Genomic DNA, 14,289 nt, shown 5'->3' with positions numbered 1-14,289 from the left:
AGAAGAAGTATTAAGGTGAAGGAGAGAAGAGGATGGCTACTTATAAACCGAAGCAAATTGCGGAACTGACGGTTGAAACCGGTGTTCATAAAGCCCATAATCCGTGGCAGACGGCGGTCATACTTGGCTTTCTGGCAGGCGCTTTTATTGCTCTGGGCTTTTTATTGGACATCAGGGTGATCGCAAGCGCTCCCGCAGAATGGGGAAGTATCGCCAACTTTATCGGTGCTGCGGTGTTCCCGGTGGGGCTGGTGCTTGTATTGCTGGGCGGGGGCGAGCTGCTGACCGGAAATATGATGGCGGTTCCCCTGGCCCGCATGGCCGGCCGTATCACGACAGGAGAGGTAATACGAAATCTGGTGCTGATCACGCTGGGGAATTTTGCTGGCGCACTGTTTGTCGCTTATTTTTTCGGTCATGTGGTGGGATTGACGGCGAGCGGGCCTTATCTGGACAAAGTGGTGGAGATGGCAGGGCACAAAATTCATGATTCCTTATGGCAGTCCTATTTGTCCGGCATCGGCTGCAACTGGCTTGTCGCACTGGCGGTTTGGCTGTCCTACGGCAGCGACTCCATGAGCGGAAAAATTATGGGCATCTGGTTCCCGACCATGGCCTTTGTGGCCATCGGTTTTCAGCACGTTGTGGCCAATATGTTCCTGATTCCGGCGGCGATCTTTGCGGGCCATTTTACATGGCTCGATTATCTCCGCAATTTCGTGCCGGTATGGCTGGGCAATCTGACAGGCGGAGGCCTGTTTGTGGCGGGGGCCTACTGGCTGGCATATTTGAAGGATTTTAAGGCTGAACCGAAAACGCACGCCCTGGTCATTCAGGAAAAAGAGGCTGCCCATCCGCAAGCAGCGCCGGACCAGGCTGTATAGTCTCATATTTAAAGTGTGTGTTCAAAAAGTCAGGTTTTCAGCACCGAAGCCTATGCTTCCGAAGTGCGTTTTTTCAAAACGCTTGAGTTGAATGAAGCTAGGGACTGAGGAGCGGAGCGTACTTGGGGTACGTGAGCACCTGAAATGTTTCCGCAGGAAACATGCTTCGTAAGCATACGCTTAGGCCCGGCTGAATTCAAGATTCGATGTCGAGTCCGCTTCCTGACTAGCTTCGTGATCAAAAGATGACTTTTTGAACTACCTCTTAAAATAAATTCGCCATGTCAGGTTCGGGGGAACGTAACCTGTCATGGCGAATTTTTTTGGGAGTGGTCCATGTATGGCAGGAGGCAGAGTGTGCGCTCTCCATCCTTGCCTTGATTATTTCTTACCCTGCAAGCAGATTCTTGAAACAGCCCGCTGCAAGAAAAACGTCTTTCGGCGTAATACACAGAAGGCAGGGCGCGTTAGCGGTAGTTTTTCCTGCGATTACAGCATTGTCCAGCTCCGCTGAAAACTTAAAATTCTATAATCTTCAAAAAAATATAGTATGATAGTGAAAAGTATTAAACGGACGTTGGAGTGCCGGATGAGGAGGGCAAGAATGGTTCAGGACATCAGCATGAACAGGGGCAACAGGAATGGCAAGACAAGGATGACGGATACGGCAGACGGTGTGTTTCCAGCCGTGTGTCCGCTGGATTGTCCCGATACGTGCGGGCTGCTGCTGCATAAGGAGAATGGCAAAATTGTAAAAGTGACGGGCGATCCCAATCATCCGATCACGAAAGGTGCCATCTGCAATAAAGTCCGCAATATGGCGGAAAGAATACATCATCCCGAGCGGCTGCTGCATCCGCTCAAACGGACAGGACCCAAGGGCTCGGGGCAGTTTGAGCGGATTACATGGGAGGAGGCTCTAGCGGAAATTACAGACCGTTTCCGGGAATTCATGGCCAGCCATGGCCCGGAGTCGATTCTTCCTTACAGCTTTTACGGCAATATGGGCAAGCTGAGCGTGGATGGCATGGACCGCCGCTTTTTTAACGCACTGGGAGCGAGCAAGCTGGAGCAGACGATCTGCAACTCTGCAGGTAATGCCGGATGGATACATACGATGGGATTTTACGGGGGAGTAAGCCCGGAGGACATTGAGCATGCGGATTTGATTATTGTCTGGGGAGGCAATATTGTCAGCACCAATATGCATCAGGTTGTGCTTGCCGAGAAAGCGCGCAAGAAAGGGGCCAAGGTTGTCGTCATCGACGTGCACCGCAACCGGACCGCTCAATGGGCAGATTGGTTTATTCCTTTATATCCCGGAACGGATACGGCGCTGGCACTGGGTATGATGAATGTGCTGTTTGCGCAAGGTCTGACGGACCTGCCTTTTATGGAACGTTATACAGTAGGACATGAATCTCTGAAGGAGCATGTAAGCGGCTGTACACCTGAATGGGCGGCCCGCATAACGGGGGTGCCTGCTGAGGATATTGTTCGGCTGGCGGAAATGTACGGGCGCGCGCATGCGGCCTATATCCATGTCGGCAACGGCCTGCAGCACCATGACAACGGGGGCATGAATGTAAGAACGATAACCTGTCTGCCGGCCCTCACGGGTCATTGGCAGCAGCGCGGCGGCGGGGCGACAAAATCGAACAGCGGTTATGCCAAGCTGAACAGCGCTGCGCTGGAACGGCCGGATCTGCGACCGAATCCGCAGGCGCGCCATATCAATATGAACCGGATCGGGGACGCGCTGCTGGACAATGAGAAACCGGTTATGGGGCTGTTTGTATACTGTTCGAATCCGCTGGTGGTTGCTCCGGATACGGAGAGGGTAATCCGCGGCTTCGAACGGGAAGATCTTTTTACCGTTGTCCACGACTTGTTTATGACGGACACGGCGAAATATGCGGATATCGTTCTGCCTGCCGCTTCGTCTTTTGAAAGCACCGATTTGTTCACTTCCTACTGGCATCATTATATCCAGCTTCAGGAGCCTGTCATTGCACGGGTCGGGGAGAGCAAGAGCAATTATGAGTTGTTCTCCTTGCTGGGGCAGATGATGGGTTTTGACAGCGAAGCCTTTAGTGAAAGCGAGGACAGCATGATCCGCGGAGCTTTGGACCATCCCGTCAATCCTTACTTGAACGGGATTACCCTGGAGGCGCTGCAGGAGCACCGGCATGTGAAGCTGGATATGAGTCCGCAGGCGCGGTTCTTGGAGATGCTGCCGACCCCGTCCGGCAAGATCGAGCTGTATTCCAAAACGCTGGAGCGGGCGGGACTGCCCGGTTTGCCGACCTATATGCCGCTGCAGGAAGGCTATGACGGTCAGCGGAGGCCTGACCCGGATGCATTGTATCCGCTCATGTTCATCTCCCCGCCGAACCACAATTTTCTGAATTCGACCTTTGCCAATGTTCCGAAGCATCAGGAGCTGGAAAAGGAGCCTCTGCTGCAAATTCATCCCGAGGATGCAGCGGCAAGGGGAATCGCGGACGGCGATAAGGTAACGATATGGAACGACAGGGGAACTTGTGAGCTGCATGCAAAGGTTGTTGACCGGATGCTGCCTGGAACGGTGATCAGCCAGGGGCTCTGGTGGGATAAAGACGGGCAGCGGCAGCGTGCGAATGTACTGACGCCGGACAGGCTGGCAGACATGGGAAAAGGCGCCGTGTTCTTCTCGACTGCTGTTAATGTAAAGCGTCAATGAATGTGCTTGCCGGATGAGCGCATGTAGGCGATACTGATGGAAGTGTCATGATTTTCTAACATGATGAGTCAGTCTGCTGATGTGCGATGAAGGAGTATATTCATGAAATTTTTGCAGTCCTATCCTAAAGAAGTAAGAGTGTTTTTGATCGCCAGCCTGGTGAATTCAGCCGGAGGCTCATTGATGTGGCCGCTGATCACGATGTATGTCTTCGACGAGCTGGGGCATACGATGAGCGACGCCGGTTTTGTGATTTTGATTCAGTCGCTCGGTGGCATCATAGGGCAGCTGCTCGGAGGGGCTCTATACCACCGTGTGGGCGTGAAAAGGCTTATTGTGGGCTCGCTGGCCATGAACGCTTTTGGGCTGTTAGCACTGCCTTTTACCAGCCAGTACTGGTTCATTTTCGTGATCATGATGGGCTTCATCGGCTTTTCCAACGCTATGTCCATGCCTGCGATTCAGGCCTTTATCGGCTTCCGGTTTGCCGACCGGCGCGGGGAATTGTTTAACGTGGTTTATGTAGCGAATAATATCGGGGTGGCGCTCGGGACAGCTCTGAGCGGTGTGCTGGCTGACTTGTCCTATCACCTGAGCTTCGTGCTGAACGGCCTGACAGCGGCCTTGTTCGCCCTGTTCTTCTTCACCTATCTCACCAAGGTGGACAAAGAAGAAGGTGAGGTGCATTTGAGCAAGCGCAGCCGTGCTTCCGGAGAGCTGCCGCTGCCTGTACTGCTGCGGGATATTCGTATCTATATGTATATAGGGCTCGGAACCCTGTTTCTGTGGTTTGGCAACTCGATTTGGAATAGCGGGGTATCCCCGTTCATTATTGAAGAGGGGATGCCCAAGAGCATGTACGGCCTGCTTTGGACCTTGAACGGTATTCTAATCTTTGCTGCACAGCCGCTCGTGTCCTGGATTCGGCGCAGCTGGACCGCAACGACTTCTTCCCAGTTGATTGGCAGCGGTATTTTTTATCTTGCCGCTTATATTCTCATGATGCTGGTCCATAATTATGCGGGTATGGTTCTCGCGATGGTGCTGGCAACGATCGGTGAAATGCTGATGTCCCCTGCCATTCCGGCGTTTTTGTCGGAGCATGGCGGTAAAGGGGCACCATTTTACATCGGTCTGGTCGGCGGGATCGGCGCGGCCGGGCGGGTGTTCGGCCCTTACGCCATGGGCGTGCTGTACGATCAAGCAGGCCTTGCTCCGGCGGTCTGGCTGGCGGCGGGTACAGCTGTGCTCTGCATCCTGTTTTACATGCTGCATGGCTGGCTGAACCGCAGCCGGGTACAGAGCGAGCTGGAGGCTGTAGGAATACAATAGATTCAAGCCAAACCGGCAAGAAACGGAAGGATTGATTGCTATGACGTTAAGCCAAGGATGGACTTTGCGTCCCTCGGAGCTTAAGGATGCCTTGCAAATTATGGAACTGGACGAGCTTGTGTGGGATGAGCAGACAACTCCGGCTCCATTGAACAGGAGTTCAAGGGAAGAGTTTCTTCGCCATTCCCCTCCGGGGTCGCAGCTTGTCGCAGTTAAAGATGGAACGGTATATGGTTATATCGGGTTTAATCCACCCACCTCACTCCCCAGCAACAGCCATGTGCTGTCCATTCATATCGCCGTTCATCCTTCCTGCCAGGGGCAGGGAGTCGGCATGCTGCTTATGGATGCCATGAAGGAGCTGGCGGCTTCCCGGAGCATTCGCAAGCTCAGCCTCCGGGTCCTGTCATGCAATGAGGGAGCCGTGGCTTTTTACCGGAAGAACGGATTTGTGGAGGAGGGCAGGCTAAAGGCTGAATTTTTCCTTTCAGGCACCTACATAGACGATATTTTAATGGCTTATTATATGGAAGAATAATGGGCCCGGCTGACGCAAGCGTCCATTGCGGCACTCCGCCGTTTCTTTCGTGTGCATAAGGTGTAATCGGTCAGTAAGACAATATGCATTTATCAGGGAGGAGATTGGATATGGATCTTCATTTGACGAACAGAAAAGCGCTTGTGGCTGCATCCAGCAGCGGACTGGGCAAAGCGATCGCCGCACAGCTGGTGGCTGAGGGAGCTGACGTTATGCTCGTGAGCCGCAATGAGAGCAAGCTGGCAGAAGCACGTGAAGAATTGGCCAAGCTGGGCGGAGGACGCGTGGAGTACACAGTGGCGGATGTCAAGGACAAAGGTGACGTGGAAAAGCTGCTTCAGCGGACGGGGGAGCTGTTCGGACGGATTGACATTTTGGTGTGCAATTCCGGCGGCCCGCCGGCTGGGAAGTTTGAAGAGCTGACGGATGAGGACTGGGAGCATGCTTTTCATCTGAACTTGTTGAGTTATGTCCGGATGATCCGTGGAGCTCTGCCTTATATGAAAGAGCTTGGCGGCCATATCGTGAATATGACCTCCACCTCCATCAAACAGCCAATCCCGGGGCTCGTGCTCTCTAACACCTTCCGGACAGGCGTAGCAGGACTGACCAAGACGTTGTCGCAGGAGCTCGCTCCATATGGCATTCTGATAAATACGGTGGCGCCGGGGCGGATCGAAACGGACCGGATTGTACAGCTTGACAGCAAAAAGGCGGAGCAGCAGGGAGTGCCCCTGGAGCAAATTCAGGAACGGAGCCAGGCTGAAATCCCGCTTGGGCGCTACGGCACGCCTGAAGAGTTTGCCAAAGCGGTCGTATTCCTGCTCTCCGGAGCCAATACGTATTTGACCGGCACAACGCTGGTGGTGGATGGCGGGCTGGTACAAGCGTTATAACGGCCTGGATGGAAAAGAAATACATTTGACTCTCCAATTGATAATCATTATCATTAGAATATAATGAATTATGCAGAAATGAGGAGAGTTGTGTTGAGACAAGTTGTATTTTCACGTAAAAGAACGATGAGCTTCCTCACGGGAATCATCTTGCTTGCATTGCTGCTGTCCGCATGCGGACAAGCACAGCCTTCGGCGCAGCCGGAAGGCTCGGACACGAATCAGGCTCCGGCGGATACGGCGGCAGAGCGTACGGTTACGGATGCCATGGGGCATAAGGTCACCATTCCGGCCAATCCCAAGCGGGTGCTGGCCCCTTATCTGGAGGATCCTCTATTGACGCTGGGCGTGACCCCGGTTGCGCAGTGGTCCGTTCAAAACGGCAAAAAGCAGGACTATCTGGAGAAATATCTGAAGGACGTGCCTTTAATGCCGTATGATATGCCTCCGGAGCAGGTCTTGGACGCCCAGCCTGATCTGATCATTATCAGTTCAGAGTCGATGGTGCAAAAAGGGTTATATGAGCAATATTCTGCCATTGCTCCTACTTATGTGCTGGGTGATAAAGTTTCCTCCGACTGGAGACAATCGCTGCTGACAATCGGCGAGCTGCTGAACAAGCAGGCGGATGCCGAGAAGGCCGTGGCGGATTACGAAGCCAAAGCAGCAGCTGCCAAGGAAGAACTGCAGGGTGTGGCGGGCGATCAATCTGTGGCCATTTTGTGGCTTACCAAGAAAAATTTCTATATCGTTGATCCTAAAAAATCGAGCGGAGCCGTGGTATATGGCGATCTTGGGTTGAAGGCTCCCGCACTTACGGTGGAAGCTGATTCGGATGCTTCCTGGACCTCGATCACGCTTGAGAAGCTGCCTGAGCTGAATGCAGATCATATCTTTTTGATCAACAGCGACAAGGGAGCGGGCTCGGAGACGCTGGAACGTCCGATTTGGAAGGCCCTTCCTGCCGTCCAAAAGGGCCATGTCTACACGATGGATTCAAAGGGCAGCTGGCTGTACAGCGGGAAAATTGCCAACGAAGCCATGATCGATGATGTATTAAAGGCCATGGTCAAGTAGCTTGATACTAAAAGAAAAAGTACCTCCGGCTTCACGAATTCGTGAAGCCGGAGGTTCTTTTTGATTAAATGTGCTGCTACCGGAGCTGCTTCCATTCCTTTTGCAGCATGCCGTACACGGCAAAATTGACATAGCCTGATGGCAGCTTTTGCGCTTCACGGATAATTCCTTCAAGCACAAAGCCCAGGCGTTCGGGAATGCCGCGGCTGCGGCGGTTGCCTGTGGCACAGCGGATCTCCACCCGGTGCAGATCAAGATCGATCAGAGCATGTTCCACGAAAGCGCGGCAGGCGCTTGTCATAATACCCTGTCCCTCATAACCCCGGCCAAGCCAATAGCCAATGCTCACGGAGCGGCTGCTCCAGTCAATGGCATGATAGCCGATCATCCCCGCAAGCTCGTTGTCCACCCAAATGCCTGCCGTGAAGGCGCCGTTTTCTGCAGCCTGCTTCATCGCATTGTGCACAAACTGCTCGGTATGGCTAAGCTCGGTAGTCGAATCAACCCAGGGCAGCCATTCCCGGAGACGGTCGCGCGACATTTCGGTAAGTTCGTACAAGGCTTGTACGTGCTCTCTGGCAATAGGCTTGAGAACGGTCCGTTCGTCCAATTCGTATGTAAACAAAAGCGATCCCCTCTTCCTCTCCTAAATGCGGACAGGCCGTATTTTGGCCATAATATTTTATGCTACATGATTCCGGGAGAGTCGTCAAAAGGGCCAAAGACGTGTTTTTAAAAGGATAGATTGCTTAATTTTCAGCAGATCTACACAATTCTATAATCTCAAGAAAAATTTCCGCTATGTTCCGCCTTCTGTGAATGTATGTCGGTAGACGTTTTTGTTATTGGTACGGGACGAAGGCCACCTGATCAATCAGGAACCGGCCTTCTTCAAATCGGTAGACAAGCTCGAAATCGCCAACAAATTCGGAGGGCGAGACGCTGCCGGAAACGGTCGCGCGCAGCTCGTTAAGGCTCGTGTCATAAACAACGTAGGAAGTGAAATCCAGTGCTGAATAAAAATTGGAAGGGTCGTCATAAAAGTCTGACGGTTTTAAATCAAGCAGTGTGCGCTGTCCTTGGAATGTCACTTCGATCTTGACGGGATGCTGCCCGTCCCGGGCATCCACCTTCGAGGAAGCTTGTGACTGTATGAAGTGCCCCGCATCTTCAACGGGAACTTCCGCAAGCGTCTCCAGATTGACCACATGGATATTCTGCACTTCGGTGCCGGTGCCTGACATAACGGTCAAAATTACGACAGCTTCTTTTACGCCATCCTGGTTCACATCCTGGACATACAGCTGGGGAGGAGAAGCTTCTGCTGTGGATCCCGTCCAGTCGTAGGCATCAAACCTGCCGTCCACTTGCAAAAGGGCTTGGTGGAACAGGCCGCCCTCTTCAGGGCCGCGGTATAGCTGTACGGAGGCGTCTTCCGAAGCCGTGGCAATCCGCTGAGCGGAATCCGGTGTGAGGGCCGGAGCGGCGGGCAGCGGGCTGGAGGACGTCAGAAGGGTGGACAGCAGGAGAGCGGCGAGCAGCCTCATCATGGGGAGGCCTCCTTTCTTACTTTAGAGGTAGTTCAAAAAGTCATCTTTTGATCACGAAGGAAATCAGGAAGCGGACTCGACATCGAATCTTGAATTCAGCCGGGACTAAGCAGACGCTTCCGAAGTATGTTTCCTACGGAAACATTTCAGGTGCTCACGTACCCCAAGTACGCTCCGTTCCTCAGTCCCTAGCTTCATCCAACTCAAGCGTTTTGAAAAAACGCACTTCGGAAGCATAGGCTTTGGTGCTGAAAACCTGACTTTTTGAACACGCATTTTTAAATAGTTTTCTATATATTTCAGGTCCGGTGCGGACATTTGAATTTGATTGTTAAAAACAGCTAACTTCAGTATAGAGTAAAGAGCTATAGAAATCGTTACCTCTTCTTAACCTTTTTCTTTTTTTCTCAGACAGAAAAAGCGCGATTTATTTTGTATTTCGGCATGAGTGCCCATTTTATTGAACATTCTGATACGAAGAGGTATATTTAAGGGAAACATGTTTACGCGACAAGCGATTAAACACACAGAAAGGTTGATATGCGTGGAGAAGCCAAGCACTCCCCCGAATTTTATCAAAACGGTCATTGAAGAAGATCTCCGCAGCGGCAAGGTGAAGGAAGTCGTAACCCGCTTCCCGCCGGAGCCGAACGGTTATTTGCATATCGGTCACGCCAAGGCCATCTGGATTGATTTCGCCCTGGCTGACGAGTTTGGCGGACGGACGCATCTGCGCTTTGACGACACAAATCCGGCCAAGGAAGAAGAGGAATACGTCAAGTCCATCCAGGAGGATGTCAAATGGCTTGGCTATGAATGGGAGGAGCTTCGTTTCGCCTCCGATTATTTTGAAGAAATGTATGAGCGGGCCGTGCTGCTGATCAAGAAAGGCAAGGCGTACGTGGATGATCAAAGCGCCGAGCAGATCCGCGAGACCCGCGGTACGCTGACAGAGCCTGGCACCAACAGCCCGTTCCGCGACCGCAGCGTGGAGGAGAACCTGAGGCTGTTTGAAGAAATGCGCGCAGGCAAATATCAAAACGGGGAGAAGGTGCTTCGCGCCAAAATCGACATGGCCTCCCCCAACATCAATTTGCGTGACCCGGTACTGTACCGGATCTCGCATACCCATCACCACAACACAGGGGACAAGTGGTGCATTTACCCGATGTACTCTTATGCGCATCCGCTTGAGGATGCCATTGAAGGTGTAACGCATTCTCTCTGTTCGCTGGAGTTTGAGGATCAGCGCCCGCTGTACGACTGGGTTGTCGCTGAATGCGAAATGGAGCATGTACCGCATCAATATGAATTCGGCCGCCTGAACCTGGCGCAGACGGTGACCAGCAAGCGCAAGCTGAAGCTGCTCGTTGATGAGAAGCATGTCGACGGCTGGGACGATCCGCGCATGCCGACCATTTCGGGAATGCGCCGGCGCGGGTTCACGCCTGAGGCCATCCGCAATTTTATATTTGAGACGGGCATTTCCAAGGCATACGGCGAGATCGACCTGCAGGTGCTGGAGCATTTCGTGCGTGAGGATCTCAAGCTGAAAGCCCCTCGTACGATGGCGGTCATTGATCCGCTCAAGGTGGTCATCACGAACTATCCTGAAGGCCAGGTGGAAATGCTGGAGGCGGAAAATAACAGCGAGAATCCGGAAATGGGCACACGGCAAATTCCGTTTTCCCGCGAGATTTACATTGAACGCGATGACTTCATGGAGGACCCGCCAAGCAAATACTTCCGTCTGTTCCCTGGCAATGAGGTCCGTTTGAAGCATGCGTACTTTATCAAATGCAATGATGTGATCAAAGACGCGGACGGCAATGTGACGGAGATTCACTGCACCTATGATCCGGAAACGAAGAGCGGGACCGGGTTTACGGGCCGGAAGGTGAAAGGAACGATTCACTGGGTTGAAGCCTCTCAGGCAGTGCCTGCCGAATTCCGTCTTTACGAGCCGCTGATTAGTGCGGAAGAGGTGCTGGATGATGAAGACGGGGAGGAGAAAACCTTCCTGGATCAGCTGAATCCCAACTCGCTTGTGATTGCTGAAGGTTTTGTGGAGCCGGACATGAAAGAAGCGAAGCCGCAGGACAAGTTCCAGTTTTTCCGTCACGGATACTTTAATGTGGATCCGAAGTTTTCACAGCCGGGGCGTCCGGTGTTTAACAGGGTCGTATCCCTCAAAAGCTCCTTCCAATTGCCGAAAAAGGGCTAAAGAGGCTGCGGACATCATAGCATCATAGAATTCAGGCGCTTCAGCCGGGAATCGTAGTACAGGCGCGATACCGGCGGGAAGCGTCTGTTCTTTACTTGACGGAAATCTAACGGTTGTAGCAGCTGCTATTTTACGAAAAATAGACCTTTTCGAATTTTAACGGTCGTGATCGGCGTTATTTGCCTTAATCAAGGCGGAAATACCCGGGTTAAGTGAAATAAGCGCCAAGGCAACCGTTGTAATTTGAAATCAACGTTTTTGGAACTAATAGCAGTCGTGGCAACCGTTAGAGTCGTTTGTGGTTAGAAATGTATCTTTGTCAGATTTGTTGCAACGTTATTGGTTCGAAGGAGGAACTATGGATCAGCAAGCTGTATGGGCCATTATTATTTTTCTGGTCGTATATGCACTAATTATCTCGGAAAAGGTTCATCGTACGGTTCTCGCCATGCTGGGCGCCATTCTGCTCATTGCCACAGGCATTATTAATCAGGAAACGGCGCTTGCGCATATCGATTTCAACACCCTGGGGCTGCTTGTCGGCATGATGATCATCGTCAGCGTTACGGCCGAAACGGGACTGTTTAACTACTTGGCTATAAAAGCGGCTAAACTGGCCAAAGGAGAACCGCTGCGCATTCTGGCGGTACTCGGCGTATTGACTGCTTTCGGTTCGGCTTTTCTGGATAATGTCACAACGGTGCTTCTGACCGTACCGGTGACATTCAGTATCACGAAGCAGCTGCGGGTAAACCCGATGCCATACCTGATTACGCAAATTTTCGCTTCCAATATTGGGGGTACTGCGACGCTGATCGGCGACCCGCCGAACATCATGATTGGCAGCGCGGTCAAGGAACTGACATTCATGGCTTTTATCCAGAATTTGACCCCTGTTGTGGTGATCATTATGGTCGTGCTGATCCCGCTGCTCATGCTTATCTTCCGCAAGCAGCTTCGTACAACGGATGAGCTGAAGCGGGGCATTATGGAGATGAACGAAGCTGAAATGCTGGGTGACCGCCAGATGCTGGTTAAAAGCACAAGCATGCTGCTGCTGACGGTGGCGGGTTTCTTTCTCCACCAGCCGCTTCATCTGGAAACGGCGACGGTCGCGCTGGCTGGGGCGTTCATCCTGCTGCTCCTTACCGGTGAGTCCATGATGGAGCAGGCTTTTACGCGTGTGGAATGGACAACCCTCTTTTTTTTCATAGGACTCTTCGTGCTGGTCTCCGGACTGGTGGAAACCGGGGTGATTTCGGCATTGGCCTCCAAGGCCGTTGAGCTTACAGGCGGAGACCTTACCGCGGCCTCCATGCTGATTCTATGGATGAGTGCGATAGCTTCCGCTTTTCTGGATAACATCCCGTTTGTGGCCACCATGATCCCGCTTATTCAGGACATGGGGACGATGGGAATCACCAATCTTGAGCCGCTGTGGTGGAGCCTGGCTCTGGGCGCCTGTCTGGGCGGCAACGGCACGCTGATCGGCGCGAGCGCCAATCTGATCGTGGCGGGCCTCGCGGATAAAGAGGGCCATCAGATTACTTTTCTGAAATACTTGAAGTATGGTCTGCCGCTTATGCTGCTTACCATAGTTATATCGACCGTATATATTTATGTGCGTTACCTCCTGTAGCGCCGTGTGATGCGAGCATCGATCAATTTGCAGCCTGCGCGCAGCAAAAAAGTTCCGGAATTTCCGGAACTTTTTGTGCATTTTGGGGCTCTGGGGTGTAACGGTTCAAATCCCGTTCTGTGGAACCTGCTTTTTTTCAGCCAGCGGCGGACGATAACCGTACTTGTACAGCATATACCACATTACTCCAAATCCAGCCGCTCCAAGCAAGGCCAGCATTACGCCCGCTTTATACATCATTTCGCCGCCGAAGCTCTGGAAGAGCCAGCCCCCGGCAAAGCCTGCCACAATCCCGGAGATGCCGCTCCAAGTAAGCGTGTATAACGCCTGGCCGGAGGAACGGTATTCTGCGGGAATGAACAGCATGGTCAGCTGTGTGCCGACGTAGAAGTAACCGCCGAACGTAATGCAGTGCAGCGCCTGTACGAGCACGACATCGAGCGGACTTGAGGCAGCCGCCATGAGCTGCCAGCGCAGGGCGAACAACAGGCTGACAAGGGCGAGACAGGCCGTAAGGACTGTCATTTTCCGTTTGAGCCAGCGATCGAACATGAGAAAGACGATGACCTCAAATATGGAGGACATGAATACCGAGAAGCCGACCATGCTTTTCGAGCCGCCAAGCTCCGTGATATAAAGGGAGACGAAGGCGCTGTTCATGGCATTGGGGGTCGACACCAGCACACCGAGAATGATAAAGCTCATAAAATATCCGTTATTTATGATCCTGCCGAAGCCGCGCAGGCTGACCGGAGGCGTGTCCGGCGCACTGCGGAGCGGAGGCAGAGCCGCGGCCGCGCCTGCGGCCGCCAGCAGCAGAACGCTGAAAACGGCTGCAATGCTGCTTGTGCCAAAATAATCGATGACCGAGCCGGAGGCTGCGGCGATCAGTGCCCAGCCGAGCGAGCCCCATAACCGGAAGGAGCCGAATTTCCGGCCGGTGCCTTCGATGTAGCTGAGGATCATGCTGTTGGTCTGGGCGAAGAGCGGGCTTTGGAAAAAGAAAAACAAAACCATGGACATGTAGATCATGGTGTAGGTGCTCACAAGAAATACTGCTTGCAGCAGGAGCAGTGTTCCTGCCATCATTAAAAACAGGGTGCGCCGAATGTTCTGCGTCCGGTCGCTCATATATCCCCAGAACGGGTTGGCGAACACGGAAACAAACGGGCCAATGGCCATCAGGCTGCCAATTTCGATTTTATCCATCCCGACTTCCTGCAAATATAACGGGAAGAAGCTTGAGAAAATCGCGATGGCCCCATAAATGAAAAAATTGTACATTTTCAGGGAATAGAGTGAAGGACTGCTCTTCCTCAAGCGCATACATTCCTTTCTTCAACAGCTGTTAAGAGACTCAGGCTAGTTTATCGGAAAATAGAAAAGAATCTTTAATCAATGTATCACTGATTGAAAGGGTTAACAAT

Annotated in this window: 11 protein-coding genes; 8 read left to right on the top strand and 3 right to left on the bottom strand. The window is 52.5% G+C overall.

Features of this window, described 5'->3' with window-relative positions:
• The first annotated feature begins 32 nt into the window (after positions 1 to 32).
• From ACE5KN_RS07895 to ACE5KN_RS07870, 6 genes are all read left to right on the top strand, one after another.
• Positions 33 to 884: a formate/nitrite transporter family protein gene (locus ACE5KN_RS07895; protein ID WP_375525840.1), complete on the top strand. Its 852-nt coding sequence runs from the start codon at positions 33 to 35 to the stop codon at positions 882 to 884.
• Between the two features lie 655 nt (positions 885 to 1,539).
• The gene (locus tag ACE5KN_RS07890) at positions 1,540 to 3,606 is read left to right on the top strand and encodes a molybdopterin-containing oxidoreductase family protein (protein ID WP_375525967.1); all 2,067 of its coding nucleotides are present in this window, start codon (positions 1,540 to 1,542) and stop codon (positions 3,604 to 3,606) included.
• A 102-nt stretch (positions 3,607 to 3,708) separates the two neighbouring features.
• Positions 3,709 to 4,938, top strand: coding sequence for an MFS transporter (locus ACE5KN_RS07885; protein WP_375525847.1), 1,230 nt, complete (start codon positions 3,709 to 3,711; stop codon positions 4,936 to 4,938).
• A 40-nt stretch (positions 4,939 to 4,978) separates the two neighbouring features.
• Complete coding sequence (locus tag ACE5KN_RS07880; RefSeq protein ID WP_375525848.1) at positions 4,979 to 5,476, top strand: GNAT family N-acetyltransferase; 498 nt, start codon at positions 4,979 to 4,981, stop codon at positions 5,474 to 5,476.
• Between the two features lie 110 nt (positions 5,477 to 5,586).
• Positions 5,587 to 6,372, top strand: coding sequence for an SDR family oxidoreductase (locus ACE5KN_RS07875; protein WP_375525849.1), 786 nt, complete (start codon positions 5,587 to 5,589; stop codon positions 6,370 to 6,372).
• 93 nt (positions 6,373 to 6,465) lie between these two features.
• On the top strand, positions 6,466 to 7,449 hold the full coding sequence (locus ACE5KN_RS07870; RefSeq protein ID WP_375525850.1) for an iron-hydroxamate ABC transporter substrate-binding protein: 984 nt from the start codon (positions 6,466 to 6,468) through the stop codon (positions 7,447 to 7,449).
• 76 nt (positions 7,450 to 7,525) lie between these two features.
• On the opposite strand, the gene ACE5KN_RS07865 is transcribed toward ACE5KN_RS07870, so the two are convergent.
• Together ACE5KN_RS07865 and ACE5KN_RS07860 are read right to left on the bottom strand one after the other, a co-directional pair.
• A complete protein-coding gene (locus tag ACE5KN_RS07865; RefSeq protein ID WP_375525851.1) occupies positions 7,526 to 8,074 on the bottom strand; it encodes a GNAT family N-acetyltransferase in 549 nt (182 codons plus the stop codon).
• A 217-nt stretch (positions 8,075 to 8,291) separates the two neighbouring features.
• The gene (locus ACE5KN_RS07860; RefSeq protein WP_375525852.1) at positions 8,292 to 8,999 is read right to left on the bottom strand and encodes a copper amine oxidase; all 708 of its coding nucleotides are present in this window, start codon (positions 8,997 to 8,999) and stop codon (positions 8,292 to 8,294) included.
• A 544-nt stretch (positions 9,000 to 9,543) separates the two neighbouring features.
• On the opposite strand from ACE5KN_RS07860, the gene ACE5KN_RS07855 reads away from it, so the two are divergent.
• Both ACE5KN_RS07855 and ACE5KN_RS07850 read left to right on the top strand, forming a co-directional pair.
• Positions 9,544 to 11,223, top strand: a complete 1,680-nt coding sequence (locus ACE5KN_RS07855) for a glutamine--tRNA ligase/YqeY domain fusion protein (protein ID WP_375525853.1) — start codon at positions 9,544 to 9,546, stop codon at positions 11,221 to 11,223.
• 358 nt (positions 11,224 to 11,581) lie between these two features.
• Entirely contained in the window at positions 11,582 to 12,862 is a 1,281-nt protein-coding gene (locus ACE5KN_RS07850; RefSeq protein ID WP_375525854.1) for an ArsB/NhaD family transporter, read from the top strand.
• A gap of 105 nt (positions 12,863 to 12,967) precedes the next feature.
• On the opposite strand, the gene ACE5KN_RS07845 is transcribed toward ACE5KN_RS07850, so the two are convergent.
• A complete protein-coding gene (locus ACE5KN_RS07845; RefSeq protein ID WP_375525855.1) occupies positions 12,968 to 14,188 on the bottom strand; it encodes an MFS transporter in 1,221 nt (406 codons plus the stop codon).
• Positions 14,189 to 14,289: the final 101 nt, after the last annotated feature.

It is taken from the genome of Paenibacillus terreus (assembly GCF_042138595.1).
Lineage (GTDB): Bacteria > Bacillota > Bacilli > Paenibacillales > Paenibacillaceae > Paenibacillus > Paenibacillus terreus.
Note: the sequence above shows the minus strand (reverse complement) of the source record. Positions and strands in the feature narration are given on the sequence as shown.

Bases quoted from the DNA above. Each gene is read 5' to 3' on its own strand.
- ACE5KN_RS07895 (WP_375525840.1), top strand. From the start codon at position 33: ATGGCTACTTATAAACCGAAGCAAATTGCGGAACTGACGGTTGAAACC.
- ACE5KN_RS07890 (WP_375525967.1), top strand. From the start codon at position 1,540: ATGACGGATACGGCAGACGGTGTGTTTCCAGCCGTGTGTCCGCTGGAT.
- ACE5KN_RS07885 (WP_375525847.1), top strand. From the start codon at position 3,709: ATGAAATTTTTGCAGTCCTATCCTAAAGAAGTAAGAGTGTTTTTGATC.
- ACE5KN_RS07880 (WP_375525848.1), top strand. From the start codon at position 4,979: ATGACGTTAAGCCAAGGATGGACTTTGCGTCCCTCGGAGCTTAAGGAT.
- ACE5KN_RS07875 (WP_375525849.1), top strand. From the start codon at position 5,587: ATGGATCTTCATTTGACGAACAGAAAAGCGCTTGTGGCTGCATCCAGC.
- ACE5KN_RS07860 (WP_375525852.1), bottom strand. From the start codon at position 8,999: ATGATGAGGCTGCTCGCCGCTCTCCTGCTGTCCACCCTTCTGACGTCC.
- ACE5KN_RS07850 (WP_375525854.1), top strand. From the start codon at position 11,582: ATGGATCAGCAAGCTGTATGGGCCATTATTATTTTTCTGGTCGTATAT.
- ACE5KN_RS07845 (WP_375525855.1), bottom strand. From the start codon at position 14,188: ATGCGCTTGAGGAAGAGCAGTCCTTCACTCTATTCCCTGAAAATGTAC.